Source organism: Nonomuraea sp. MTCD27 (assembly GCF_041950495.1).
Taxonomy (GTDB): domain Bacteria; phylum Actinomycetota; class Actinomycetes; order Streptosporangiales; family Streptosporangiaceae; genus Nonomuraea.
The window spans coordinates 1-24,147 of the sequence record NZ_JBGNUW010000035.1 but is presented as its reverse complement, the minus strand read 5'-3'; the positions used below and the strand labels follow the sequence as shown (position 1 = coordinate 24,147).

Sequence of the window (24,147 nt, the reverse complement as noted above, 5' to 3'; positions counted from 1 at the left end):
TTGCGTGGGCATCGAAAGGAGCAGCCTTCAGGAGTAGCGTTGCCAATACCGGGGGTCATGGGCTAGGGATTGGCTGTCCGCAGAGCGTCCGCAGAATTTGCGGACAGCGGCGGACTTGGCAGGGAGCGCCATATGGGTGTAGAGACGTTCGGCGAGGCACTTCGGCGCCTACGTGGACGAATGTCCCTCCGGGAAGTAGCTGCCCTGACCAATATCGGTAAGACACACATTTCCGATCTTGAGAACGGGCGACGCAAGCCAACCTTGCCAGTCGTAACCGTGCTCGATGAGAAGCTTGGGGCAAATGGCACGCTGGTGGCCCTTGTATCACCCCCGCCAAGCCAGTCTCCGGCGCTGGTATCGCCTGATGAGGAGTGGGAGGAGGTGAGCGAGTTGCTACGTCGTTCCTTCTTGAAGCGCGGCCTGGCCGCCGTCACCTTGCCCGCCATCGGCCTGGAGGAGCTGAAACACATCGCGGCCGCGATCAGCGATGCTCGCCGATACGCCGACAAGGAAGTGGTCGCCCATCTGCAGTGTCAACTTGATGACTGTGCCGCTAATGACCGGGCCCGCGGCCCGAGGCAAAGCATTCCGATAGCTCTTGGCTTGGTCGCAGCCGTCGAAGATATGGCTAAAGAAGCGAAAACGGACATGCGGCGTCCATTGCTGCAAGTCGGGGCGCGCACAGCCGAATTTGTCGGATGGCTGTATCGCGACATCGCGATGCCCGACCTGGCCAACTATTGGCGCGACCGCGCGATGGAATGGGCTCAAGCGACCAGTAACTTCCCCATGCAAGGCTATGTGCTGTTGAAAAAGAGCCAAGCGGCTTGGGATGACCGCGATGCGCTTCGGATGCTTACCCTTGCGGAGGCAGCCCAGCAGGAACCGTGGCATCTGCCGCCCCATGTGCAAGCGGAGGCGGTTCAGCAGGAGGCGCGAGGATACGCCATGACCAGCGGCGACATGGCGATCATCGAGGCAAAGCTTGACCGGGCTCGCGGTCTGCTCATAGAGCACGAGGAGGCAACGGGAATCGCTGCCCACTACAACGAGGCGTTGTTCGGGCTCCAGGTCGCCATTTGCTATTGCGAGGCAGGCCAGGTTGAGCGGGCGATGGAGCTCTACGAGCAGTGGCTGTCGCCGGAATCCTTCTCACGGAGGGATTACGGCTACTTCCTGTCGCTCAAGGGCGGAGCATTCGTCGCAATGGAACGGCCGGACAGCGCGGCAATGAACGGCCTTGAGGCGTTGGCGTTGGCGCGCGAGACGAACTCGGCCCGAACGCATCAGGAGATCTTGAGGTTGGTTGGGAGGCTGCGACCCTGGCAACAGCGGGACAGCGTGCGCGAGCTACGCCACGCTGTCCTTGCTTAGCCAGCCGGCCAAGGTACGAATGGTGTCGGCCTGCCACTGCTGGGTCTGCGGGTCGGCGTACTGTGGATCATCGTGAACTGCGATGCCGTGTTGAGCGCCCTCGATCTCAAGGAGACGGGCGTCGCCTCCGAACTTGGCCACGGCGTCTCGTGAGGACTGCACTGGGATGAACGTGTCGCCAGTGCCGTGCACGATCAGTGTCGGTGCCGTGACGTTGCCCAGTTCCGTGTGCGGCTGGAGGTAGAACACCTCATTGAGCAGCGCGCGCCCGAGCTTGAACGACGGCGAGTGCGACAGGAAGCCCTGCGTGGCGAGCTCGCTTCCGGCTTCGGCGTCTATCTGGTCGTCGTGCCAGTACGGCTTGTCGTCCACGAAGCGTCTCTTGTAGTTGAGCAGGGGGTTGATCAGCACCAGCCGCCGGACTGCGTCCGAGTAGCGCGAGGCGTACAGGGCTGTGATGCCGCCACCGAAGCTGGCGCCGATGACGTTTACCTGCTCGCTCCCTAGCTCGGCGCAGATGCACTGCGCTGCCGCTCGGATGTCGTTGACGACTCCAGCGAGCGTGAGGTCTTCTTGCCGTCCTTCGCTCTCGCCGTGGGCGCGGAAGTCGAAGCGGAGCGAGGGAAGGTCGGCGTCGGCCAGACCGAGCGCGAGGCGGGTGAAGAAGCCGCCCTCCTCGCGGGTGACCCCGCCACCGTGCACCAGCACGGTCGCCGACGTGCCTTGCTGCGCTTCGGGGGTGACCAGGGTGCCGCGAAGAGTGAGTCCGTCGAGCGAAGTGAAGGCGATCTCACGAGCGATTGATGTCACCTACAGCAGAATACGGACGGCGTTCGCCGTGTGAAGACCGCACACGTTTCAAGGTGAGGTGATCGGCAGTCGCTGATCCACGATGTGGACTCGCTGCGGGTTGATGAGACGGCGCAGCAGATGAACGGGCTGGCCGGTGTGGTCGTAGATGATGCGGGTGAGGGCGAGCAGGGGACTGCCGCGGCTGACCCGGAACACCGACGCTTCCTTCGATGTGGCTGGGCGGATGCGGGTGTGCAGGTCCACGACGCCGGATGATCGTTCGACGTCGTACGCGTCGGCTTCGTGCCGCTCCTTTGACACGTACGACCGGTCGAGGCATACGAGCTGGCCGTCGATGTCGCCGTGCAGTTCCCAGGTGACAACGGGCGAGTCAGCTTCGAGTTGCAGGCATTGCGCGACGTCCTGGGTCGCTGCCTCGTCGCGGGGGCGGTGCGCAGTCAGATGGCCGGTGGTGCCGGCCCGGCGGCACGCCGCCGCCCATGCGGTTGGTTCGTCGCGCCGCTCGATCGCCATGGGGATCTCGATGGCTACGGTCGGCCGCTGGACGATCATGCCTTTGTTGGCGACGCGCCAGATCAGCCCTTCCTCCTTGAGCTCCCGCATGACGCGGGTGATGACGTTCGGGCTGACGTCGTAAGCCTGAATCAGGGCTTCGGTGTTGGGGAGGGGTTCGCCCGCCGGGTGAGTGCCGTCGAGAATCTTGGTCCGGAGGTCGTCGAGGACCTGCAGATACCGCACGACGGGCACGGGCGGGTCCTCCTCCGTTGGACTGTTCTGGCTGGCGTTGATCGTATTACGGGCAGTGCGCACCCGTCTCACCTGCGGGCTTGACAGTGATCGTCGAGTGATGCAGCATAGCTATCACTACGCTGTTTATCGCTAAACACAGCGTAGCAGAGTGCGAAAAAGCGGCCCTCCGCTCCACCGGAAAGCCGCTCACCACAAGCCCTTGCGGGCCCGCGCCCGGAACTCCACTTCCAGACGGGGCCCTAGTCACCAGGTCTCTCACCCCTCGTGAAAGGAACCGAGACCCGATGGTTAGCCACATCGTGGCATCGCCGTACGGCGTTGTCACATTCGACGCAACCCCCGACCTCGACGCGGTCCTCCTTACCCGCGACGCCAAGTGCCGCGAGCCCGGCACCGACCCCGACGACTGGTACCCCCTCGACCCCAGCCAGGCCGATGACCTCGAGTACGCGCAGCAGCTTTGCTCCGGTTGTCCCTTCACCGGCCTGGCCGGCGAGTGCGTGAACCGCGCGCGGACGATGCCGTTCGACAACTGGGGCATCATCGGCGGCACCACCCCGACGCAGCGACGCCGCCTGAGCATCGGCTTCTACGAGGTGGCGGCGTGAGACTGCTCGCCCCGAACCCGAACCGCGAACACGCGCGGCTTGAGGCGGAGCGCATCCGCATCCAGCAGGAGGAACTGCGCGAAGCGGCCCGGCGCAAGCGTGAGATCGAGGAGGCCGAGCACCGCGCTGCCCTCTCCGAGCGGGCGGGCGAGCTGGCAGAGCAGGAGCAGACCCGGATCGTCGCCGAGGCCGAAGCCGAGGCCGAGCGCACTCGCGCGAAGTGGCGGAAGCGACGCGCGGTCTGGGCCGAGCGGACGCGGACGGCTGGCCGTCTGGCTGTCATGAGCACCACGAACCTCGGCGTCAACCTGGTCGCGGTCTCGGGCCAGGCGATGTCGTTCATGCAGCGCGGTCTCCCGCCGCTGTGGGCCATCCTCGCGGCCGGGATCGTCGAGTCGGTTGCCGTGTACGTGTCCTGGCACGCGCACGTCGCGCTCCGGGAGGGCGACGCAGCCTGGGCGACCCGCATGTGGTCCTACGCGATCGGCGCGGGCGCGGGCTACCTGTCGTACACGCACGTGCAGGACTACCCCGAGCTGTTCGCGGCGTGCTCGCTCGCCTCGCCGTGGCTGTGGTCGATGCACTCGCGGCACCTGCACCGCCAGGACCTCCGCGAGGCGGGGTTGATCGATCCGAGAGCGCCCAAGTTCTCGGCGTTGCGCTGGCTGCTGCACACCAAGGAGACCTTCGCCGCCTTCAAGTGGGCGATCAGCGAAGGCGTACAGAGTCCGCACATCGCGGTCGAGGTGGTTCGGTCCCGCCGCGCCGTTCGGAAGACGTGGCGGACCGTGGACCACGCGCAGACGGCGGTCGTCGCGGCGCAGCGGACGCAGTTGGAGCTCGCGCTGACGCAACTCGCCGCCCTGTCCGAGGAGTTGCACGGTGTGGACCCGGACGCGTTGGCGGCCAAGCAGACGATCGCACGGTTCGTGAATCGGGTCGGCGGCGGGATGTTCCCGATGTACCGGCCGCTGGCCGCCGGCGAGCTTCGTCCGGCGGACGAGAAGCGGACTGACGGCGCGGACGGAGCGCAGTCGGACAGCGGCCGGACGGCGGACGAACCGGTGCGGCATGCACGGTGGCGGGACCGGCTCACGCGCAGACGGACAGCGGACGAGCACGCCACGAACCGGCGGACGGACGAGGAGACGAGCCCGGCGGACGAAGGCCAGACGGACGGCGGAACGACGGCGGACGACGGGCCCGAGCAGAAGCGGACGAAGGACGCGGACGCCAAGCCTCGTTCGCGCGGACGGTCCGGCAAGAAGCGGACGGACGGGCGTCGTCCGGCCGCACGGACGAGCGGCGGACGAGCGGCGCGGACGGGCGGACGGGCCGCGGGTCCGGACGACGTTGCGGACGTGCTGCCGCTCGGACGGACGATCGCCGCGCAGCATCAGCGGGCCGGCGTACGGCTGACGCGCGACCGCCTCGCGGCCGGGGTCAAGGCGGCCGGACAGTCGATCAGCAACGAGCGCGCCAGCGTGCTGCTGAGGGTGTTGCAGACGGACGGCTCGTCCGCGCAGACGGAGCAGACGGCGGACGGCGGACCGTCCGGCGCAGATGAAACGGACGAGAACGGTTCGTCCGCCGACGACAAGGGGGCGAACTGATGACGACCAGCCGGACCGACCAGGCGACCGAGTGGTCCTGCTACGTGCCGATGTGGGACGAGGCCACCGAGGAGTTTCACAACGGGTGGCTGACTTACCGGACGGACGACCCGTGGTTCGTCCGCCTGGAGATCGAGGACTGGCCCGCCCCGGTGGTCGCGCCCCGCGCCGTCTTGCTGGACGGCCTGGACGAGCGGGCCGAGTGCCTGTCGAAGCCGGACCGCACCGCGTTGAAGGCCCAGCCATCCTCAGACGGCAAGCACGTGCTGCTCGGAATCACGCAGGGAGACCTCCTGCTGGGTGTATTCCGTGCCTCTGCCGACGTCCTCGCCCGGCACGTGACCGGCTTCTACAAGCTGGTGCCGACCAGCGAGGCGATGGCGCGGATCGACTGGGACGCCGTGATCGCCAACCTGCTGACCGTGTGACTGACCGTGACCAACCGCCAGGCGGTGTTCACCGCCGACCAGGACCAGAGACCGCCGCCGCGGGGCGACCCAACGCGCGCAGGTGTACGTGCGCGCACGTGCGCGAGAGCGTACCACGACCCCGCCAGCCGTAACCGTCCGTGACGTTCGGGAGGAGTCACGTGCCCACTAAGCGCCAGGCCCGCAAGGCCCGCTTCCACGCCCGCATCGCGGGCACGCCGACCGCCAAGGAGGCGTTCCACGAGGCCATCCGCTACCTCACGGCTGAACTCGCCGACATGCACAACACCGACGAGGCCGAGGGCGATCGGCTCTACACGCACTACGCCGCCGAATTGCGGCGCAGCGGCGACGACGTCAACCGCCAGAGGAGGTGACCATGCGCAGCATCCGCTCCCCGTACCCCGCAGCCCACCAGCAGCCGGATGAGCAGCCCGACACGACGACCAAGGAGACCCAGCCCGCCACCGACGTGGACGAGCAGGTCGCCCCAGTCGTGCCCCTGCGTGAGGACCAGCCTCAGGTCCCCGCCAAGCCCGCCGTGCCGAAGCTGGACCAGCTCGTCGAGTTTGTGCAGGGTCCGCTGTCGGACTGGATCGCCCGCGAACGGCCCTCCTACATGCCTTCGCCCATCACGTTCGTCCGGGAGCGGTGGTCGCCGCCGTGGCTGCCGGGCGACGCCGGTCTCGTGCTGTGGGCCTGGCGGGTGCTGCTGCTGGCCCGTGGGCTGCTCTACACCGCGTTCTACATCCCCGCCATGACGATCTTCCTCCCCGAGCTGACCACGGCCGCGATCGTCGCCTACCTCATCCTGCACTTCTTCGCCTGAAAGGACCCCTCACCATGGACAACCTCCTCGTCGGACTCGGCGGCGTGACCGCCCTGATGCTCGCGTTCGGCATCGTCTTCACGTGGAAGAAAACCGCGCCGAAGTTCACCGCCTGGTGGATGCTCGTCGCCGGCTTCGGCCTGATCGGCACGTTCTTCGAGGCCATCGTCCGCACGGTCACCGGCCGCCTCCACCCCGTCGTCCCGGCGATCCTGCTGGGCGTCTGCGTGGCCATCTGGCTCGCGGACGTGTGGGGCAAGTCGAACAAGGTCGGCCGGGCCACCGCGATCGTCGCCCCCGCCATCCCCACGCTCCTGGTCGTCAGCGCCATCACGGTCTTCGGCATCAACACCGCCGACCTCGGCCGCGACGCCAAGAAGGCGTGGCAGGACACCATGACCGCCAACGTTGAAGGAGGCCGCAAGTGATCAGCATCATGCTGCTGCTGGCCCTGTCCGGAGTCATCACCGTCGCGCTGGTCAAGCGCCCCGACGCCCGCGCCGCCACCATGGGCGGCCTCCGGGCCGGCGCGGCGCAGGCCGACCTCGAGTTTCGGCGCGGCTTCACGGCTGCGCGCACCCACTACGACCAGGCCCAGAGGTACCTCACCCGCCCGACCGCATCCGGCGCCCCGCCGGGACCGCGCAACCTCCGCTGGTGGACCTCCCTTGCCTTCGGGGTCGTCGGCGGCACCACCGCGGCGGTCGCGGGCGGCACGTACGGATTGCTCAAGGTCCTCGGCGGTGCCGTACGCATCAGCCGCCAGGCCGCCCAGGGTGCTCGCCAGGCATACCGCGACTACCAGGCCACCCGCGAGATCGAAGAAGCCGAAGTGGTTGAGGAGACCGAGGAGGAAGCCCCGCAGACCGAGGAGGAAGCCCCCGAGGAGACGCCCGAGCTGTCGGCCGCCGCCGACCAACCGCCCGCTGACAAGCCCGTCATCGACCTGACCATGTACGACACCACCGAAGGGACCACCGTGAACGCCGAATTCACCAGTTTCGCCCAGCTCAAGCACGACCACGACACCGCCAACACCGACATGACCCAGGTCGCCGCCGCCATCGACGGCCAGGTGGCCGGCCTACTGCAGAAGAACATGGGCCGAGGCGAGCTCATCACGGCGATGATGGCCGCGCACGAGACCGCCAAGCAGCTCGCCGACCAGCACCAGCGGATCGCCGACCTCGCCGCCGCCCAGTCCAACGTGGCCGATGCTCACGCGGCGGTCGGTGGCGTGAACAACGTGGCCGACAAGGAGGCGTACGCGGAGGGCTGACGCCCCACCGTACGCCAGCACCACCCACGCGAAGGGAGCTCCCGTTGTCCAAGGTCAGCAAGCAGAAGCCGACCGATGAGGTCGCCCGTACTGTGCGGCGGGTCGCCTTCCGCCAGCGGTACCGAATGGTGATGGCGGCTCCGTTCGCCTGGTTAATTGCGCTACCGCTGTCAGCGGGGCTCTACCTGCTGCCGGTGCACCCGGCCGTGGCCGTTCTCATCGCGGCGGCCACGGTCGTGGTCCCGGTCCGCAAGGCAGTCCAGGCCCGCCAGAACGTCGCCGCTGCGGTGTTCGGCGCGGCCTGGCTCATCGCCACCGCGCCGATCGGCCCGACTGGGCTGGTGGTCGAGGTCGGGGTGGCCGGCTGGCTGACGTTCGCGCTGCTGCACTGGCGGCGTCACCGCCGCCTGCCGCTGCCCGGCCGTACGGAGGCGTTCGAGGAGCAGCCGCAGATCACCGTCGAGCAGGTTGAGATCGACCCTGAGGTGGCGCGAATCATCGCGCGGTTCAACGAGCGCCTGGCCGCCAAGGGCAAGGCGCTGGACGGCATGACCCTGACGACGCCGAAGCGGATCGACGCCGGGTACCGGGCGGAGATCCGGGCGGTACCCGGGGAGAAGGAGACGAAGGACATCATGCAGGCGGCCGGGAAGGTCGCCTCGGCGTTCCAGACGACGACGCAGCTCGCCGTGTTGGAGGAGGTGTCGTACGGCGACAACAGCCGGGCGATGTTCACCCTTCTGCAGGGCGACACGCTGGCTGAGGTGCGCCGGTTCGAGGACGTCCAGCCTCGCATCGGCAAGGACGGCCGCGCGCACATCGGCTACTTCTACGATCTCGCCCCGGCCCATTGGGCGTTCTTCACGAAGTCGGGCGGCATGCGGCACGGCATCATCGTCGGCGACTCCGAGGCGGGCAAGTCCCGGTCGGTGGAGACGCTCCTCGGCCTGGCACACCTGTCCGACAAGCTAGCGACGGTCCTGCTCGACCCACAGGGCGGCTCCATGCCGGACTGGAACGACCACACCCACCGCTGCGCCCTCGGCGAGGACGACTGCGCGGACGAGCTGGGCCTGTGGCACTGGGTGATGCGCCGCCGCGTGCACCACCTCGCGCGGATCCCGTGGGTGGACGAGGACGGCGACGAGCGGATCGGCAAGACCCACCTCGTGCCCGGTGACCCCGACGCGGGCGGTATGACCGGCATCTTCTTCGTGCTGGAGGAGGCGCCGGAGCTGCTGCAGCACGACGTGCACGGCAAGAAGGCCGTGACCATGCTGGCATCCGGTGCGAAGACCTGGCGGAAGGGCGGTGGCGGCATCGTCCTGGTCGCGCAGGACCCGAACATGACCGAGCTGGGCGGGTCGGTGACCTTGAGGGCTCAGCTCCGCAAGAACGCGTGCGCCCTGCGGACGCAGACGCCCGGCGCGGCCTACCAGATGGGCCTCCCTCACGACCCATCGCTGCTCCCGGCGACGTTCAAGAACGGGTCGCTGACGCAGGGCTTGGCCTACCTGAGCGGTATCGATCGACGGGCTGCGCTTATGCGGTGGCTGTACACCCAGAAGCCGAAGTACATCGCCCGGCAGCCCGCGGCCGGCCGGATCGATGACCTGACGATGGGCTGGATCGAGGAGTACGCCAGTGCGAAGAAGGACGGGCGGGAGCCGCGCGCGGGCAAGCGGGCGGCTGTGGAGGAGCCGCGTGCGACGCCGGGCGATGTGAAGGCCGCGATCATCGACGCGCTCGCCGACGCGGAGGGCCTGGCGCTGGAGCTCGGGGAGCTGCTGCACCACGTGCTCAAGCGGCGGGTGACGGCACCGCCGAGTGAGATCCACGCGCAGCTCAAGCGTCTCGTGACGGACGGGCGGGTGTGGCCGGTCAGCAAGGACGGGGTGGAGGCTTTCGCCTTGCCTGAGGAGATTCTGGAGCGTCTGGAGGTCCGATGAGGGTGTTGGCTCGGGTCGAGTTGGTAGCGGCGTGGCTGGCGGTCATGTGGGCGGCCGCGCCGCTGACGCAGGTGGCCAGTGCGGGCCTGGCGGTGACGGTGCCGCTCGTTGTCGTGGCGGCCGGCGCGGCACTCGAGGAACTGGAGCGGTACGGGGCGGGCGTGGTCGGCCTCGTGTTGACGGCCGCCGCGGTATGGATGCTGGCGGCTGCTACCTGGGGTGTGGTCGGCGGTACTGCGCTGCTGGTTTCTGCTCTTGGGGTACTCGCGGCCAGCTCTCCCCACAGATGACGCACCTGAGTTATATGACGCGTCTGACGCGTCATATACTCAATGGCAAGCAACGCGAAAGAACGGCAGATGACCGCTGAGGTTGAGAGTCGGCGGCGGCCTGGTGGAGGGAGAGCGGTGGCAGAGAAGCACCTGACCCCGGACGACCTTGCGGAGCGGGTCGGAGTGCCCGTAGGGACCGTGTATCACTGGAACTCGCGCGGTGGCGGGCCGCGCTTTATGAAGATCGGCAAGTATGTGCGGTACAAGATCGCCGACGTGACAGCCTGGGAGGAGTCGCTCTACGCGGAGCCGGTCGGCTGAACGAGGCTGGGCCACGGTCCCGGATCACTCTGTGTGATCCGGGACCTTTGCGTTGAGAGGGTGTCTGGCGGCCGGTTCCCCGCGCCCAGTTCTGCCTCAGTTCTGATTGAGGGTGGCTAGCGATGGCAACTGACCACAAACGACGACAAGCGTCTGCCCAGGTAGAAGGCACTTTTCGAGACTCGCCGCAGGTGGGCTCTCAGCAGCGCCTAGAACACCCAGATCTATGAAGGTACGAACCAGATCCAGAGAATGGTCATGGCCCGGCAGCTTCTCAAGTAGCGGTTGACCTGCTGAATCTCTGGGAAGCGAAGATGATCGGGCGACACCTGGTGTCGCCCGATGATCTTCAGTTCTGTCTCAGTTCTGCCCGGCCGCCAGTTGCGGACGACGCATACGCCGGTCGATCGCCTCGCGTGCCCGCTGGTGCGAGCTGGTCTGCATGTGAGCGTAGACACGCAGAGTGAACGCGGGATCGGAATGGCCCAGATACTCGGCCAGTTCGTTGATCGCGACACCGGCCGGAAGCGTCACTGAGGCGTAGTAGTGCCTGAGCTGGTGCGTGCCCTCCTTGCGCGTCGTGATGTACCGGCGGCGGCCTCGCCCGTCCTTCGTCGGCTCAGGGATGACGCCAGCCCTCACAAGAGCCGGCTTCCAGACGGTCTCGTCGTAGTTCCGCTGCCGGACGTGAAGATCGTCGGTGTCCCAGCGGAACAGGATGTTGTGCGTGCGGGCCTTGCCGCTCAGCTTCTCCCAAGGCAGTGTGTACGGCTTGGGTTTGTACCTCTTGATGTGCGACTGCAGGTATTGGGCCACCCACTCAGGCATGGGGACATCGCGCTCCTGATCGTTCTTCGGTAACGCGAACACGAACGAGCTGCCCAGCTTCTTGATTTGCCGCCGGATGTGGATGACGCGCTCCTCGAAGTCGAGGTCTTCCAGGGCGAGACCGAACCATTCGCCCGACCGCATTCCGCACCCGCAGCCGAGGATGGGCATGGCACGTAGGTGCTCGGGGTGAGAGTCGATGATGGACCAGACCACATCATCGGCCCATGCGATGATCTTTTCGTCATTCTGCTTGGGGGCCTTCACGATCTCGGACTTGGCTGGATTCCGCTTGATCTTCTCGTCAGCCAAGGCCAGGTCGAAGATGCCCTGGAGGACCAGGAGGACGCCCTTCACCGTGGACGTCTCGAACCGCCCGGAAAGCTCGGTCAGATACTCCTGAATCTCTGACGGCCGAACCGAGCCCACTTTCCGCTTACCGAACCTCGGCTCAACGTGCAGCCGGTACAGCCCTTCATAGCGGATCACGCTCGCAGGATCCGCGCCTGCCCGTGAGCCGATCCACCGCTGGCCATACGAGCCGAACAGCACGCGGCCGGCCTGGGGATCGACGTACTCGTTGCGAGCGACGTCCTCCTCCATCTTCCGGGCGTACTTCTTGGCGGCGTCCTTAACGCGGCGCGTTTCCGTCTTCTCCCTGCCGTCCGGGCCGATCCAGACTGCTTGCCACCGGTTCGCCTCCGGGTTGCCGCCGTTGTCGGGATGTTTCGCGGTCTTCTTCCGTATGGGCTTGCCATCAGGTCCTTTGACCGTCGTGAACCACAGGTCTCTGACGCGGGCCATCGTGCTTCTCCTGAGCGGTTGTGGCGGTGCGTGTCGCGTAGATCCGTCTGGGCGTTTCGCCTGGTACCGGGCATGCAGGCTCGTGGCGATCACCGCTACGGGAATCCGTGTGACGCGCATGATGATCTTCGTAGACGCGTCTCGTGCAAGCGCACGTGTCGCGCTATGGTGTTTCTGACGCGTCTGACACGTCGAATCACGCTGTTTGTATCACACGATTTCGCCCGGACCCGGGCGAACGCCCGTATCCGAGAGTTCGCCCCTCAGGAGCCACCCACGGCAGACAACGAGAAAGGCGCCCCCCGCAGAGCGGAGAGCGCCTAACCGCATCACCAGTGACACCGCACCCCTGACCGGCTCCAAGGTTGGTCGCCCAGGCGAGCCGATCGGGTTGGTGCCCCTAAATGCTTGGAGCCGAAGATATCACCTCGCCAAGCGTTCCCCCCGGCGCGCCCGCACCTTGCGCGGCCGCCGCAGTCGAACGCCTGTCAACCCTCGCTGATCCCCTCCCGCGCGGCGGTCCTGTCCGCTGTCCCCGAGGGCATGCGGCGCACGCCTTCTCAGCAGGCGTTCCTCCGCGCCGTCAAGGAGCACCCCGACGCACTCGCGTTGAAGTGCCATGCCTACCGAAACCTCACCGAAGTGGCGGGCAAACTCGCCGACTGGGCCGACTGGACCACGTTGACCACCCGCCCGACCGAGCAGCGCATCGCTGGTGACCTCGATCTGGCGCTGTCCACCGTGAAGCGCTGGATCCGGTGGCTGCGCGAGCGCGGTTTCCTCGGCGTCGTCGAGGAGGGCACCACTAACCGCTACCGCAGAGGCAACCAGTGCGGGCTCACCGACGACGGCTTGGGGAACAGGGCGGCTGTCTGGGTCCTGTGCGTCCCGGCTCCCGAGTTGGACGACCGCGACATGCGGACCGACAAAACGACAACTGAACCCCCTTCCTTGACTCTCTCTAAGAGAGTCAAGGAAGGTCCTACGCACGCGCGCGAGGAAAGATCACCTACGCGCCGCCGGAACCGAATCTCCACGACGAACGAGACCGCCGCCACGCCGGGGACCCGCAAGCACGCGCTCCAGATCGCCCACAAGATCTACGACACGAGCACCACGCTGCGGCGGCTGTCCCCTTGGTACATTCGGCACCTGACCAGGGTGTTCGTCGCTGCCGGGTGGACCGCCGCCGACGTGCTGCACGCCCTCGACCACCAGCCGGACGGCGCGGCCTGGACCTACACCTGGACCAGCCGCGACCAGATCCGCAACGTCCCCGGATGGGTGCGGTTCCGGCTGTCGGCGTGGCTGGATGAGCACGGCCGGCCCCTGCCCGGCAAGTCGCAGCAACTCGCGGCCGCAGCCGCCGAACTCCGCGCCGAGCAGGCGGTCCTGCGCGAGCAGTTCGAGGAGATGAGAGCTCGTCGCGTCGGTGGGCCGATTGAGCTGCCGCCGAGGCTGAGCAGAGCGGAAGCTCTCACGGGTCCCCTCGTGGCCGAGCTGGGCGGCTCGTCCGGTCCGGGCGCGGCCTACCGGGCGGCGCGCGCGGCGTTGGACGCGAAGAGGCTACAGCGTGAGACCGAGCGTCTTCGGTGGCTGGCGTCATGAGCGACGAGTACGCCGAGAGAGCGCAGGAGGCGAGAGAGTTGCTGGCGCGGTCGTCGCCAGCGGCTGCTCGGGCGATGCGGGCCCGTGAGCGGGAGGCTGCGCGGCCGCGTCGGGCGGTGGATGAGGGGCGGTGGGCCTGGATCGACTGGCAGGTGCAGCAGTCGATCGAGGCGCAGTCGCGGCTCGTCGAGGCCTCACCGCCGGAGGTTGAGGAGGAGGTGGCGGACGAGGAGGCGGAGCGGCGCCGGGTGTCGCTGACCCGGGCGCGGATGCGAGCCCGCGCCTACCGACAAGGCGACAAAAGCTGATCTACGCAGCGAAGTCGGAGGGTATCGGTTCATGGACGTCCCCAGGTGCGTCTGTACGCGCGTCAGATCGACGGAGACGCGCTTTCAGTGCATGTCTGGTACATCTGACGCGTCACACGCTTAGAGTCACTCAGAGTGCGTCTGACGCGTTAATCGAATCGTTGTCAAAAGTCCGATCGCTGCACCCCTATATGTCTAGGTCACCCTCTTATATGTGTTAGCGTCGAAGACGTAACACCCTGAAACGCCGCTCCTGACCAGCCAAAACGCCGAATGAAACGCCTCAACCGGCACCACCGCCCGGCTGGACAGGCCCGACAAGATGTGCTGATAGCGGCACCGCAATCAACGAAGCTCCGGCCCCGCGACCGCCATGGTCGCGGGGCCGCGGCATGTCACGAGGAAACGACATGGACACGATGACTACCCGGACCCATACCGAACTGCTCGCCGCAGTGAAGGGAATCCGTAACGCGGGCGGCACCACCAGCCAGATGCTCGCCACCATCGCGCGGATGCTGACCGACCCGGCCACCCCCGAGCAGTTCGAGGACATCCTGTACGCCGTCACCCGGACGGCCGCCCACCACTTCGCGTACGAGCGGGACACCGGCCCCAAGTCGTACCCGGACGACGCCACGTACGACGACCTCACCCCCGAAGGCCAGATGGTCGTCATCCGGCGCGTCATCATGGAGTTCGGCGTGCGAGTCCAGCCGTCCGAAACGGCCGCCACCCTGGCCAGCAAGACGGACACCACCACTCGTTACCTGGCCATCGCGATCGACGAGTCCGACACCATCGAGCTCGGCCTCGACGGCGCGCCCCTCCCCGCGCACCACCTGGTAGCCATCGCCGAAGCCGAGGAAGAGGCCGAGGGTGGCGAGACGACGCTGTTCCCCCTGCCCAAGATCGTCGCCATCCTAGACTCCGGTGTCCCCCTCGACAGCGACGTCCCCGCGCTGGGCGACCTGCTCGACTTTCACGGCTGGAAGCTGATCGGCGAGCCCGGCAGTTACCCCGACAACACTGAGCACGAGGTCGCCCCAACTGACCCGCAGACGACGCCTCCCGGCATCGAGTACCACGCCGGCCGCCCGATGCCGTACTACCTCGACGGCCGGAAGAAGCTCGACGAGCGCGGCTCGCTGCTCGACGCGATGCTCATCGCAACATTCACCGCCGCCCAGGCCACCGACCCCACCACGTATGGCCTCGACCACGTCGGCATCGAGCTGCTGCTAATCGGCGCCTCTCGCGCCGCTGTGGACGACCGCCTGGACGCCGAGCAGGTCCTCCGGGGCAACGCCGGTCTCGACTGCAAGCGGCGCCTGTTCATGGTCGCGTGCGCGGCGATCGACAAGGCGCTCGACACGATCCGCGAGCGCGCCACCTGCCGCACCTGCGACGGCCCCGCCGTCTCCCGCACAACGGATGGCGAGCCCGTCTGCGCCAACACCTGCCACTGAGCCAGCACGAAAGGACCACGAACATGCGTGACCTGATCGACCTGCCCGAGGGCTGGGAGTGGAGCGTCTACGGCGACACCCCTGTCTGCCCGGACGGCTACGAGATCGAGGTGGACGGCACCTGCCCGGACGGACACGTCTCGCCCCTGCTCGACATGGGCCTCATCTGACCACGCCACCCGAACGGAACATCATGGACACCACCACCCGCGGCATCGCCGAAGACCTGCTGCTCGTCCTGCGCCGCCTCAACCAGGCCGATGACCAGAAGCTCGCCCGCGACCCCGGCCCGTACGGGCACGCCCGGCGCGCCCTCGTCTCCATCCTGAAGACCGCCGACTGGGGCCCCGCCCACGCCGACGAGGCGATCCTGCACGCGATGCAGGAAGGCTCGACGCTGTTCGACGCCATGCTGGCCACGCGAGCCGGTGAATGCGGTACCGCAATGAACGGCCCCACCTCGACGGATGCCGCCCCCACGGAGATCAGCGACGAGCTGGCGCACCAGATCGCCGACACGATCGGCGAGCACTTCCACGGCGACCGCAACTACTGGCCGCAGGTCATGGACGCCGACTGGGACGACGGCAGCGGCCGCGTCATCGTCTGGGAGCACGGCGAGTCCGACTGGACGTTCCTGGCCTGCCACGGTGGCCGGCCGGACTGCTCGCCGGTGGAGTACGAGCCGGTTCCGCTGCCTGCGGGCGTGTGGGTCGAGCCGGTCAACCACTTCGCGCTGCGCGTCCTGCCCCGCGAGTAGGCCCGAGAACGGCGATGGCCGGACCCGCCACAGGCCCGGCCATCCCAACACCACAGAAAGCTCCAGCCCCTCATCGCCACAACGAGGACCTGGCGCCCTCAGCGTAACGCACCCGCCCGGCCGAGCCAGACCCCCACAAAAGGGGAGCATCCGTGAACTACGCCGCCACCGACAGCCACCACGACGACGCCGAGCACGAGCCGCAAAGCATCACTGACGTCTTCCCCGTCGAGATCCGAGACCAGTGCGGCGACTGCCCGGCGCGATGGGACGCGCCCCCGGAGCAGCACCACGTTGCCTGCTCCATCAACTGGAACTAGCCGATCACTCCCGCCCTGCGGCCCGCCGGCCCGGGGCGGGCCCTGCGCTGCCCACGAGAGGACCAACACCATGCCCATGCAGCCCAACCGCAGCGCCTTCGGAATCATCAAGCGGCTCCGCGATGACGGGTTCACCGTGAACATCCCCGACGAGCCCTACCGCCGCATCTACCAGCTCCGGCTCAGCCGCGGCCTGTACTTCGGCACGCTCGACGTCTCCGCCGACAAGGGCCGCGCTCTGCGGATCTCCCTCACCTGGCAGCCGAACCTCACCACCCGAAAGCGCACCGGCGCCACCCACATCATCGGCCTCCTCAACACCCTGCCCGAGCAGGGCTGGAACGACTGAAAGGAACTCCCATGCCCCTCATGTACGTGCCGGGCGTTGCCCGCGTCTTCTACGACAGCATCCAGAACTGCCGCCACACCCAGGCTGACTACGTGGCCGTGCTCGACGGCTCGTGGGCGCTGGCAGTCGCAGTGTGTGACGGAGCGGGCGACGACTCCGACGCGGCCGACGCCGCCCAGATCAGCGCACAGATCGCCGCGGCGGTCACCGGCTCGACCAACAGCGGCGTCCAGGGCCTTCACGCGGCCCGCACCTACCTGCAGCAGCGCAACGAGGACGCCCCGCCTGGACAGGAGGGCATCACCACGGCGGTGGTCGCTGCGATCACACCCGGCGGGCTGGACATGGCCTGGGTTGGCGACTCTCCCGCGTGGGCGGTGCGTCTGGACGGCACGGTCGTCCCCCTGACTGTGCCCTCCTGCCACCCCTGTGGGACGCCGTGCAACGTCGAGGAGAAGCACGAGACCGGGGGCACCTGGCCGCACCGCCTGCTCACCAACACCGACGACTACGCCCGCATCATCCTCGCGTCGGACGGCCTGACCGCACACCTGCCCCTCGCAGGGCGGGCCGACCACATGAACGCGATGCTCGGCAACCTGACGCGCATGGCCACGCCGGAACTGGACGGCGAGTACGTCGCGGCGCAACTGCTCGACATGGCCCGGCAGGGCCGAGGCCGGGACAACACGACGGTCGCCGTCATCGATCTCTTGGCGCACGAGGGCGAACCGGCGTGACGAGCACTCTGATCGGGCTGCTGCTCGCCGCGAATCCGGCGTGGGTCACCCGCGTGCAGCTCCAGACTACTGACGACGGCGACTGCTTTGACCTGCGGCGCCTGACGGCCGCGCTGACCCTCGGCGACGGCGACAACGACACCGAGATCTCCGAGGTGGAGGAGTACCCAGCCGCCCGCCTCATCGTCGGTCGGCTTGCACACCCCGGCGACCGGCCGCGCAATGAGCTCGCCGCGGTGTTGCTCAACCACTACTTCCCGCCCGCCGCCAACCGGTGGTGGCTCGACATCCGCGGCGGCGTCATCATCACCGGCCTCTGCCGCTGTGGCGCCCCCGCTGACCTTCCCAACCCCGTCTACGACACGGCACGCACCGTGTCCGCACTGAGAGGAACCCGATGAGCAGGAGAATCAGGCCCGCCCTCAACCCGAACACCAGCCACAGCGTGATCACCACGAAGGCGCGGGTGTGCGGATGGACCATCGAGCCCGGCTCGACCGACGACGACGGCACGACCGAGCTGATCCTGACGCGCGACGACTGGAAGATCGTCGTGGCGTTCCAGGGGAGCACCGCGCTGGCCGCCGCCCTGCAGTACCCCGGGCGGTCGGAGCCCTCGGAGGTGATCGGCAGCGAGCAGTTGGCCCGCTTCCTGCGTGGCAACCGGGAGCAGATGGGGGCGTTCCGCATCGACCAGCGGGTCATCGTCGGCGGCCAGGCCGGGACGGTGAAGGACATCCGGCCCGACGACGAGACGAAGGTCCGGCTCATCGTCCGCTACGACAGCGGCGCCACGGGCAGTCCGCTGACCACGCACGTCCGCGCAGAGGACGAGGTGGCGGTGTGACCTCGCCCGTCGCACCCGTCAAGACCGAGGACGTCGTCAAGGGCCGGGACGGCTCGTACGTCGTGCTGCGCGTCCGCGAGAACGGCGGCCTCATCAAGGCATGGCACTCGGCCACCAACACCATCTGGCACCTGGAGGTGAAGGATGGAGTCTGGGCCCGGATCTGAACTGGCCATCCCGTCCCGGGCGGCCGAGCCCGACACGTTCGCGCTCGAAGGTGTCCTGCTCGACCCGGACGAGCCGAACGCCCTGGTTCGCGACGGCGTGATGGTCTGCCCGTACCCCGACTGTGAGGCGGCCGACCAGATCGTCGAGTTGGACGTCGCCACCCGCAGCAACCGACTGGAGATCGTCGCGCCTGGCGAAATCGCGGCGGGCACCGGCGACGGCACGTACGTCAACGACGGCTTCGAGTGCGAGGTGTGCAGCCGCCGGGTGAGCCTGCCGGTGGGCTACGAGGTCGTCTCCTGGTGCTGACCATTTCACGCTGGCCCTGCCGTTCGGTGGGGCCAGTGCGCTAACAGCGATACCGCAATTGACCAACTGAACAGGGAGAACGCCACCATGGCGACCGCCACGAAGAAGACCCGTAAGCGCCGCGGCGTCACGCAGGCGCAGAAGGACCGCAGCGCCGCCAACCGCACCGCAGCGCGGGAAGCGCTGCACGCCTACGCCGTGCTGTGCCTGAACGACCCGGCCGAGCTGGAGCAGTTCCGGGCGAGCGCGGCGAGCATCGGCTGGAAGCTCGACCCCGCCAGCGACGAGGCCGGCTACTCGCTGCAGAACGCGCTGCTCCTGGCCGCGCAGCGCCGCCCGCTGACCCACTGCGGCGGCTTCGACTACTGGCTGAGCCAGGGCCGCGTCGTGGCCGAGGGGGAGACGTCCCTCGGCACGTTCCGCCACATCGGCCGGAAGAAGACCGACGAGGAGAAGACCAAGGAGAAGGCGCTGGCCGAGGACGGCTGGCAGTCCACCGGGCGCAAGGCCCGCTACTACGTGAAGAAGGGCACGTTCGACGTCTCCCAGACGGTGCCGCGCGAGCAGTGCCCGCACTGCGGCACCGCTCCGACCGGCGAGGACGACCGCACCACGCAGTGCCCGCCGGTCTGCGCCGTGCTCGCGCCTCGGCCCGGTTCCAAGCCGCCCCGCGTGATCGTCGTCGAGCTGTTGCAGGCTCAACTCCTCGACGGCGACGAGGCCGAGGGCGGCGAGGAATGAACGTCGACCCGGCGACGAAGGGCGGCCGCCGTCAGCTCGCCCGCAACGCTCGCGGCTACGGCTACTACGACGTGCCGGCCGGCCCCGACCAGGGGCGACAGTTCCAGGTCGTCTGCCCGCTGTGCCGCGAGCGGGTCAGCGCCGCGTGGGAGAGCGGCAAGACCCGCATCGCCCTGCTCGACGCGGCGATAGACGCCCACCTGCTCCACGACTGCGAGCACGGCCCCCAGCAGTAACCACCCCCGCGCAGGGCGGCGGGTGGCTGCTCTGCGCCTCTCCATGAATGAGGCACCTTTGATCACGATCACGCACAACCACGAGGATGGCACCCTCGTGGAAGGCACCGTCAAGGGCGACGGAGCCTGGGAGATCCTGCGCAAGCACGGCTTCCACTTCTTCCCATCCATCAAGATGATCGGGATCCGCCAGTCCCGGGACCAGGTGGCCAAGCGGTGGAAGATCAACGGCGCGGCCGAGGCGCTGCGCGCCGCCGGGTTCGAGGTCGAAGTCACCATCGACGACACCCCGCGCGACCGCAAGCAGGTCCTCGCCGACCAGGCTGACCGGCTGGACGACCGGCGCGACGCGCTCGCCGCGAAGGCGCAGCGTCACGCTGGCAACGCGGCTGCGGCTGCCGATCGGGCCAACGAGATCTCTGAGCGGTTCGCGGGCGGGCAGCCCATCCTCATGGGGCACCACTCCGAGCGGGGAGCGCGGCGCGACCAGAAGCGCATGGACTCCGCAATGCGTAAGAGCGTCGAGGAGGACCGGACTGCTCAGGAGGCTGCCCGCCAAGCCAACGCGGTCGGCAGTCAGGCCGCGTACTCCGCTCGGCCGCGCGTCACCGCCCGCCGGATCAAGCGTCTGGAGGCGGACCTGCGGCGGGTGCAGCGCGGCCTCGACGGCTACACGCGAACGTTCCGCAAGCACGACGGCACGCCGTACTACATCGACGAGCATCCGCCCGCGACCGGCGAGTACCGCGAACAGCTCCTCGCGCAGAAGGAGCACATTGAGAACCAGCTCGCCTACGACCGGCAGCAGCTCGCCGCCGCCACCGGCGGCGGCGAGTTCGTCGAGTGGGGCAAGCACAACATCCACGAAGGCGACCGCGTATGGGCCTGGGGGTACAACGGGCTCGCCCTCAAGACCAACCCCACCACGGTCAAGCTCGACCTCCGGGACCACTGGCAGCCGAAGGTCAAGTACACCGACGTCCTGAAGGTCGAGTGCCCGCACGGCGACGAGCCCGCGGTCATCGCGCCCAGGGAACCCGCGCGCGCCCGGCCGGCGGCGCCGAAGGTGGACGTGCCGAAGCTCGACACGGACAAGCTCAAGGCCGCAGCGAACGTGGCCGACAGCGTGCGCGTCGGCCGGGGCCGAGAAGCATTCGTGTCCCCGCCCGCCGTGGTGGACAAGCTCATGGACCTGGCCGACATCTGGCCCGGCATGGCGGTCCTGGAACCCTCAGCGGGCACCGGGAACATCGCGCTGGCGGCCGTCGATCGGGGCGCTGTCGTGGACTGCGTCGAGATCGATTACAACCTCGCGACCGTCCTGACCAGCCGCGTCCCAGGCGCGAATGCCACCTCTGTCCGTGACTTCCTGGACGTCGATCCGACCGAGCGCAACGGCTATGACCGGATCGTGATGAACCCGCCGTTCTCCGGCGGCAAGGACATCGCGCACGCCCTGCACGCGCTCGGCTTCCTCAAGCCAGGTGGTCGTCTCGTCGCGGTGATGGCCGCCGGGGTGCTCCACCAGAAGTTCGCGGCGGCCGAACGGTTCCGTTCCCTGGTGGAGGAGCGCGGTGGCTGGTTCGAGGAACTGCCCGAGGGCTCATTCGCCCCCGCGACCGGCGTCAACACGGTCGTCGTAGTCATTCCCGCCGAGTAGTAGCCGCCGACCGTGCGTGCCCCCGTCCGGAGCGAGGGCGGGGCCTCCCCAGAGACCCGAAAAGATCATTTCCTCGCGTGGTCGGGAGGCGTGCGCAAATAGATTTGGCTTCGTCAGGATCCGTGCATGACCACGCATTCGTCGATCCATCGGGCGAGGACGCTCAGGGTGGCGAGGTATTCGAGGGCCATCTGCTCACTCCAGTCGGGTCCGTGTTCGTGTGCCGCGTGGTTGCGGATGCCAGCGAAGCACCCTTCAGCGAACGGTCGAAGGGCGCGGTTGCGACTCTTGGCAGTGAGGTCGGTTGGGCTGCCAGGAAACCGCAGGTAAACCTGTCCGGGCTTGGGCTTGTCTGTGAATACTTGATTCATCAGGTCGACATCGAAAATGTCCGTGCGTCCGACCTTGGTCTGTGTGTGGGCATTAATGGCGTTAGCTGCAACGTCCACTGCTTTTCGGTAGTGCTTGCTTTCCCAGAACGTTCGAGCTGCATCCCAGACCCAAGGGTGGAACTGGTCAGCGCTCACAGTCGGAGCCTCGGGGGCGAGATTGGCTGCCCACTCGTCCATGTCGCTGAGAATGCCCAACCCACGATTGACCAGGTTGCGGGCTGAGGACTCGCCGGCCCAGTCGTCAAGGTTGATTTGCTCGGCGAGTCTGGGATCGAGAGCGCCCAAGATCTGCTTGATCGTTGGCTCGGCTCTGTGGAGTTCCTGACGGAGTTTGTCGTCGCCGAAGACTTCGCCTGCGCGGCGTGTCCCCAGGTAACGCACGACGAGCTTGTCAAACTCTTCGAGGCGTTGACGCATCCACTGCCGATTCATGGCAGAACCCTATATCGACCCGCGTGCCCGCTCGCGCAATTTCCGAGCTGAGAACGGAGTCTTGAGCACCGCGACGAGGTGCCGTACGAGGGCGCGCGGCCAGACCCACTGGTCGCTCGGACTGCTCGTCAAGGGTCACGCGCCGACGTGCTCGCCCACCTCGACCGGGCCGCGTACCTGCTCGGCCGCGAGGTCGAGACGGACGGCCGCCACCAAGTGTGGCTGCGCACTCGGAACCTCCAATACCCGTGCGTCGAGTACATGCTGACCGCCGCACCCGCGCTGGCGAACGACAAGACCTATCGCTCCTTCGAGACGGCATGGCTGGCCGGGCTCAACGGGCCCGCCCCAGCTCTCGCTCTCGTTCTAACCCCTCGCTATTCGCGAAAGGCAACACCACAGATGAACCGCCACTCTGCAGTACCCCCTGCCCCAAATCACTCGGCGATGGCGCACGACAAGGCGCCTGAGGTTGTGACGACAGGCTACGAAGCGCACACCGCTGAGCACGGCGCCGTATGGCGGCGCTGGCCGACGCTCTGGTCCCCAAGCTACTTCGTGCCGGTGATGACGGTCTCCGGCCGGACCATCTGGCAGCAGCAGCCCCCGAAGTTGATGCGGCTCCTGCCGCCCGAGCTGGAGGCCCTGCTGCACACGGAGGGCGAGTTGGCCAAGGCGGTCAGGCGACTCCGCGCCGACAAGGCCGCCGCTGAGGAGTCGTCCTTCAGGGAGTCCGGGTGCTGAACCGGCTCTTCCCCGACGACATCGACGTTGTCGAGATGTTCGCGGGCGGCGGCGGATCAGGGACCGGGATCGCCGCCGTTCCCGGCACAAAGATCAAGTTCGCTGCCAACCACGCCAAGCCCGCGAAGTGGACGTACGTCGAGAACCACCCCGACGTGAACTTCTGGCTCGGCGACGTTCAGGCGGCCGACGCCATCGAGAAGTTCCCGTACGCCAGCTTCTTCTGGGCCTCGCCGGCTTGCCCGGCGTTCTCCACGGCCTCGGGCGAGACGAGGTACTTCGACAAGGAAAACCAGATGGCCCTCTGGGCCGACGACCTGGACAACCTGACCGAGCACCAGAAGACCCGCATCCGGTCTCGGGCGCTGATGGAGGAGGTCGTCACCTACCTGCGCCACTGCCAGGAGAAGCACGGCAAGCCGGTGCTGGGGTTCGGCGTCGAGAACGTCGTCCAGGCCCGTTTGTGGGCGCACTGGGACCGGTGGATCCGGGAGCTGCGGAAGCTCGGTTACATCATCCAGATCCACGCCGTGAACGCCGCGCACGTGCAGGGCCGGACCACGCTGCCGTCCCCGCAGTCCCGTGACCGGATGCTCATCTCCGGCATCCACGAGTCCGTGGGCCGTACGCCGAACTACCGCAAGTGGTTCGACCCGTACGCCTTCTGCCCCCGCCACGGCGGCTGGGTGCAGGCCGTCCGGGCGTGGAAAAAGCGCGGCGCGGACATGGGCGTCTACGGCATCAAGAACGGCCAGTACGTGTGGGTATGCCCCGAGGTGGCCTGCCAGGGTCAGCTCATTGAACCGCCGGTGCTCCCGGCCGCGTACACGATCGACTGGTCTGACCTCGGCACCCCGATCGGCAGCAGGAAGAAGACGAAGAAGAAGCCCGAGGGCCTGGCGCCGAAGACGATCGCGCGTATCCGTGCGGGAGTCGAGGAACACTGGATCAAGCCGTTCATCACCCCTGCGGGCGGCACTTGGAACGACGGGCCGCGGGGAGTGGACGAGCCGATACCCGCGCTCACCACTCGGGAGGCGAACGCGCTCGTCGTGCCGTGCGAAGGCCGCGACGGGAAGGTAGCGCGGCCGGCCAGCTTGCCGAAGCGGACCAGCACTACCCGGAACGAGGACGGCATCGCCTTCCCGCCGGACGCGCAACCAGGCGTATTCCCCGCGTTCCTGTCGCTGATG

General features: G+C 67.7%; 32 protein-coding genes. 28 read left to right on the top strand and 4 right to left on the bottom strand.

Features of this window, described 5'->3' with window-relative positions; translation table 11 throughout:
• The first annotated feature begins 132 nt into the window (after window positions 1-132).
• A complete protein-coding gene (locus tag ACBJ59_RS56825; RefSeq protein ID WP_375118314.1) occupies window positions 133-1,377 on the top strand; it encodes a helix-turn-helix domain-containing protein in 1,245 nt (414 codons plus the stop codon).
• Here the strand turns inward: ACBJ59_RS56825 and ACBJ59_RS56820 are convergent.
• Both ACBJ59_RS56820 and ACBJ59_RS56815 read right to left on the bottom strand, forming a co-directional pair.
• Window positions 1,354-2,187, bottom strand: a complete 834-nt coding sequence (locus tag ACBJ59_RS56820; RefSeq protein WP_375118313.1) for an alpha/beta hydrolase — start codon at window positions 2,185-2,187, stop codon at window positions 1,354-1,356. The genes ACBJ59_RS56825 and ACBJ59_RS56820 overlap by 24 nt on opposite strands.
• A gap of 48 nt (window positions 2,188-2,235) precedes the next feature.
• Window positions 2,236-3,000, bottom strand: a complete 765-nt coding sequence (locus tag ACBJ59_RS56815) for a GntR family transcriptional regulator (RefSeq protein ID WP_375118312.1) — start codon at window positions 2,998-3,000, stop codon at window positions 2,236-2,238.
• Between the two features lie 224 nt (window positions 3,001-3,224).
• Between ACBJ59_RS56815 and ACBJ59_RS56810 the strand changes: the two genes are divergently transcribed.
• The 10 genes from ACBJ59_RS56810 to ACBJ59_RS56765 all read left to right on the top strand — a co-directional run bounded on the left by ACBJ59_RS56810 (window position 3,225) and on the right by ACBJ59_RS56765 (window position 10,239).
• Window positions 3,225-3,548 (top strand): WhiB family transcriptional regulator, encoded by a 324-nt coding sequence (locus tag ACBJ59_RS56810; protein WP_375118311.1) that lies wholly within the window; start codon window positions 3,225-3,227, stop codon window positions 3,546-3,548.
• Window positions 3,545-5,161, top strand: coding sequence for a hypothetical protein (locus tag ACBJ59_RS56805; protein ID WP_375118310.1), 1,617 nt, complete (start codon window positions 3,545-3,547; stop codon window positions 5,159-5,161). The genes ACBJ59_RS56810 and ACBJ59_RS56805 overlap by 4 nt, the downstream gene beginning before the upstream one ends.
• Window positions 5,161-5,589 carry a hypothetical protein gene (locus tag ACBJ59_RS56800; protein ID WP_375118309.1) on the top strand — a complete coding sequence of 143 codons (429 nt, stop codon included), beginning with the start codon at window positions 5,161-5,163 and terminating at the stop codon, window positions 5,587-5,589. The genes ACBJ59_RS56805 and ACBJ59_RS56800 overlap by 1 nt, the downstream gene beginning before the upstream one ends.
• Window positions 5,590-5,750: 161 nt before the next feature.
• The gene (locus tag ACBJ59_RS56795; RefSeq protein WP_375118308.1) at window positions 5,751-5,966 is read left to right on the top strand and encodes a hypothetical protein; all 216 of its coding nucleotides are present in this window, start codon (window positions 5,751-5,753) and stop codon (window positions 5,964-5,966) included.
• Between the two features lie 2 nt (window positions 5,967-5,968).
• Window positions 5,969-6,418, top strand: coding sequence for a hypothetical protein (locus ACBJ59_RS56790; RefSeq protein ID WP_375118307.1), 450 nt, complete (start codon window positions 5,969-5,971; stop codon window positions 6,416-6,418).
• 14 nt (window positions 6,419-6,432) lie between these two features.
• Entirely contained in the window at window positions 6,433-6,846 is a 414-nt protein-coding gene (locus tag ACBJ59_RS56785; protein WP_375118306.1) for a hypothetical protein, read from the top strand.
• A complete protein-coding gene (locus tag ACBJ59_RS56780) occupies window positions 6,843-7,697 on the top strand; it encodes a hypothetical protein (protein ID WP_375118305.1) in 855 nt (284 codons plus the stop codon). Before ACBJ59_RS56785 ends, ACBJ59_RS56780 begins: the two co-directional genes overlap by 4 nt.
• A 44-nt stretch (window positions 7,698-7,741) precedes the next feature.
• Window positions 7,742-9,646, top strand: a complete 1,905-nt coding sequence (locus ACBJ59_RS56775) for a hypothetical protein (RefSeq protein WP_375118304.1) — start codon at window positions 7,742-7,744, stop codon at window positions 9,644-9,646.
• Window positions 9,643-9,936, top strand: a complete 294-nt coding sequence (locus ACBJ59_RS56770; RefSeq protein ID WP_375118303.1) for a hypothetical protein — start codon at window positions 9,643-9,645, stop codon at window positions 9,934-9,936. The genes ACBJ59_RS56775 and ACBJ59_RS56770 overlap by 4 nt, the downstream gene beginning before the upstream one ends.
• A gap of 117 nt (window positions 9,937-10,053) precedes the next feature.
• Entirely contained in the window at window positions 10,054-10,239 is a 186-nt protein-coding gene (locus ACBJ59_RS56765; RefSeq protein WP_375118302.1) for a helix-turn-helix transcriptional regulator, read from the top strand.
• A gap of 360 nt (window positions 10,240-10,599) precedes the next feature.
• Here the strand turns inward: ACBJ59_RS56765 and ACBJ59_RS56760 are convergent, their stop codons facing one another.
• Window positions 10,600-11,871, bottom strand: a complete 1,272-nt coding sequence (locus tag ACBJ59_RS56760) for a tyrosine-type recombinase/integrase (RefSeq protein ID WP_375118301.1) — start codon at window positions 11,869-11,871, stop codon at window positions 10,600-10,602.
• A gap of 543 nt (window positions 11,872-12,414) precedes the next feature.
• Here ACBJ59_RS56760 and ACBJ59_RS56755 point away from each other — a divergent pair.
• The 15 genes from ACBJ59_RS56755 to ACBJ59_RS56685 all read left to right on the top strand — a co-directional run bounded on the left by ACBJ59_RS56755 (window position 12,415) and on the right by ACBJ59_RS56685 (window position 21,386).
• Window positions 12,415-13,479: a hypothetical protein gene (locus tag ACBJ59_RS56755; RefSeq protein WP_375118300.1), complete on the top strand. Its 1,065-nt coding sequence runs from the start codon at window positions 12,415-12,417 to the stop codon at window positions 13,477-13,479.
• The gene (locus tag ACBJ59_RS56750; RefSeq protein WP_375118299.1) at window positions 13,476-13,787 is read left to right on the top strand and encodes a hypothetical protein; all 312 of its coding nucleotides are present in this window, start codon (window positions 13,476-13,478) and stop codon (window positions 13,785-13,787) included. The genes ACBJ59_RS56755 and ACBJ59_RS56750 overlap by 4 nt, the downstream gene beginning before the upstream one ends.
• Before the next feature lie 410 nt (window positions 13,788-14,197).
• Entirely contained in the window at window positions 14,198-15,256 is a 1,059-nt protein-coding gene (locus ACBJ59_RS56745; protein ID WP_375118298.1) for a hypothetical protein, read from the top strand.
• A gap of 23 nt (window positions 15,257-15,279) precedes the next feature.
• Window positions 15,280-15,426 carry a hypothetical protein gene (locus tag ACBJ59_RS56740; RefSeq protein ID WP_375118297.1) on the top strand — a complete coding sequence of 49 codons (147 nt, stop codon included), beginning with the start codon at window positions 15,280-15,282 and terminating at the stop codon, window positions 15,424-15,426.
• 23 nt (window positions 15,427-15,449) lie between these two features.
• The gene (locus ACBJ59_RS56735) at window positions 15,450-16,016 is read left to right on the top strand and encodes a hypothetical protein (RefSeq protein WP_375118296.1); all 567 of its coding nucleotides are present in this window, start codon (window positions 15,450-15,452) and stop codon (window positions 16,014-16,016) included.
• Window positions 16,017-16,168: 152 nt separating this feature from the next.
• The gene (locus ACBJ59_RS56730; RefSeq protein ID WP_375118295.1) at window positions 16,169-16,336 is read left to right on the top strand and encodes a hypothetical protein; all 168 of its coding nucleotides are present in this window, start codon (window positions 16,169-16,171) and stop codon (window positions 16,334-16,336) included.
• 70 nt (window positions 16,337-16,406) lie between these two features.
• Window positions 16,407-16,685 (top strand): hypothetical protein, encoded by a 279-nt coding sequence (locus tag ACBJ59_RS56725; protein WP_375118294.1) that lies wholly within the window; start codon window positions 16,407-16,409, stop codon window positions 16,683-16,685.
• Between the two features lie 11 nt (window positions 16,686-16,696).
• A complete protein-coding gene (locus ACBJ59_RS56720) occupies window positions 16,697-17,425 on the top strand; it encodes a protein phosphatase 2C domain-containing protein (protein WP_375118293.1) in 729 nt (242 codons plus the stop codon).
• On the top strand, window positions 17,422-17,826 hold the full coding sequence (locus tag ACBJ59_RS56715) for a hypothetical protein (RefSeq protein ID WP_375118292.1): 405 nt from the start codon (window positions 17,422-17,424) through the stop codon (window positions 17,824-17,826). The genes ACBJ59_RS56720 and ACBJ59_RS56715 overlap by 4 nt, the downstream gene beginning before the upstream one ends.
• On the top strand, window positions 17,823-18,272 hold the full coding sequence (locus ACBJ59_RS56710) for a hypothetical protein (protein WP_375118291.1): 450 nt from the start codon (window positions 17,823-17,825) through the stop codon (window positions 18,270-18,272). The genes ACBJ59_RS56715 and ACBJ59_RS56710 overlap by 4 nt, the downstream gene beginning before the upstream one ends.
• Complete coding sequence (locus tag ACBJ59_RS56705; protein WP_375118290.1) at window positions 18,269-18,439, top strand: hypothetical protein; 171 nt, start codon at window positions 18,269-18,271, stop codon at window positions 18,437-18,439. The genes ACBJ59_RS56710 and ACBJ59_RS56705 overlap by 4 nt, the downstream gene beginning before the upstream one ends.
• On the top strand, window positions 18,417-18,749 hold the full coding sequence (locus tag ACBJ59_RS56700; protein ID WP_375118289.1) for a hypothetical protein: 333 nt from the start codon (window positions 18,417-18,419) through the stop codon (window positions 18,747-18,749). The genes ACBJ59_RS56705 and ACBJ59_RS56700 overlap by 23 nt, the downstream gene beginning before the upstream one ends.
• Before the next feature lie 87 nt (window positions 18,750-18,836).
• Entirely contained in the window at window positions 18,837-19,490 is a 654-nt protein-coding gene (locus tag ACBJ59_RS56695; RefSeq protein WP_375118288.1) for a hypothetical protein, read from the top strand.
• Entirely contained in the window at window positions 19,487-19,726 is a 240-nt protein-coding gene (locus ACBJ59_RS56690; protein WP_375118287.1) for a hypothetical protein, read from the top strand. Before ACBJ59_RS56695 ends, ACBJ59_RS56690 begins: the two co-directional genes overlap by 4 nt.
• 58 nt (window positions 19,727-19,784) lie before the next feature.
• Complete coding sequence (locus ACBJ59_RS56685; RefSeq protein ID WP_375118286.1) at window positions 19,785-21,386, top strand: DUF3560 domain-containing protein; 1,602 nt, start codon at window positions 19,785-19,787, stop codon at window positions 21,384-21,386.
• A 113-nt stretch (window positions 21,387-21,499) separates the two neighbouring features.
• On the opposite strand, the gene ACBJ59_RS56680 is transcribed toward ACBJ59_RS56685, so the two are convergent.
• The gene (locus ACBJ59_RS56680) at window positions 21,500-22,210 is read right to left on the bottom strand and encodes a TIGR02391 family protein (protein WP_375118285.1); all 711 of its coding nucleotides are present in this window, start codon (window positions 22,208-22,210) and stop codon (window positions 21,500-21,502) included.
• A gap of 474 nt (window positions 22,211-22,684) precedes the next feature.
• Here ACBJ59_RS56680 and ACBJ59_RS56675 point away from each other — a divergent pair, with 474 nt between their 5' ends.
• Together ACBJ59_RS56675 and ACBJ59_RS56670 are read left to right on the top strand one after the other, a co-directional pair.
• Entirely contained in the window at window positions 22,685-22,954 is a 270-nt protein-coding gene (locus ACBJ59_RS56675; RefSeq protein WP_375118284.1) for a hypothetical protein, read from the top strand.
• Window positions 22,948-24,147, top strand: a 1,200-nt coding sequence (locus ACBJ59_RS56670; RefSeq protein WP_375118283.1) for a DNA cytosine methyltransferase, incomplete at its 3' end; no start/stop codon positions are given. The genes ACBJ59_RS56675 and ACBJ59_RS56670, both read left to right, overlap by 7 nt.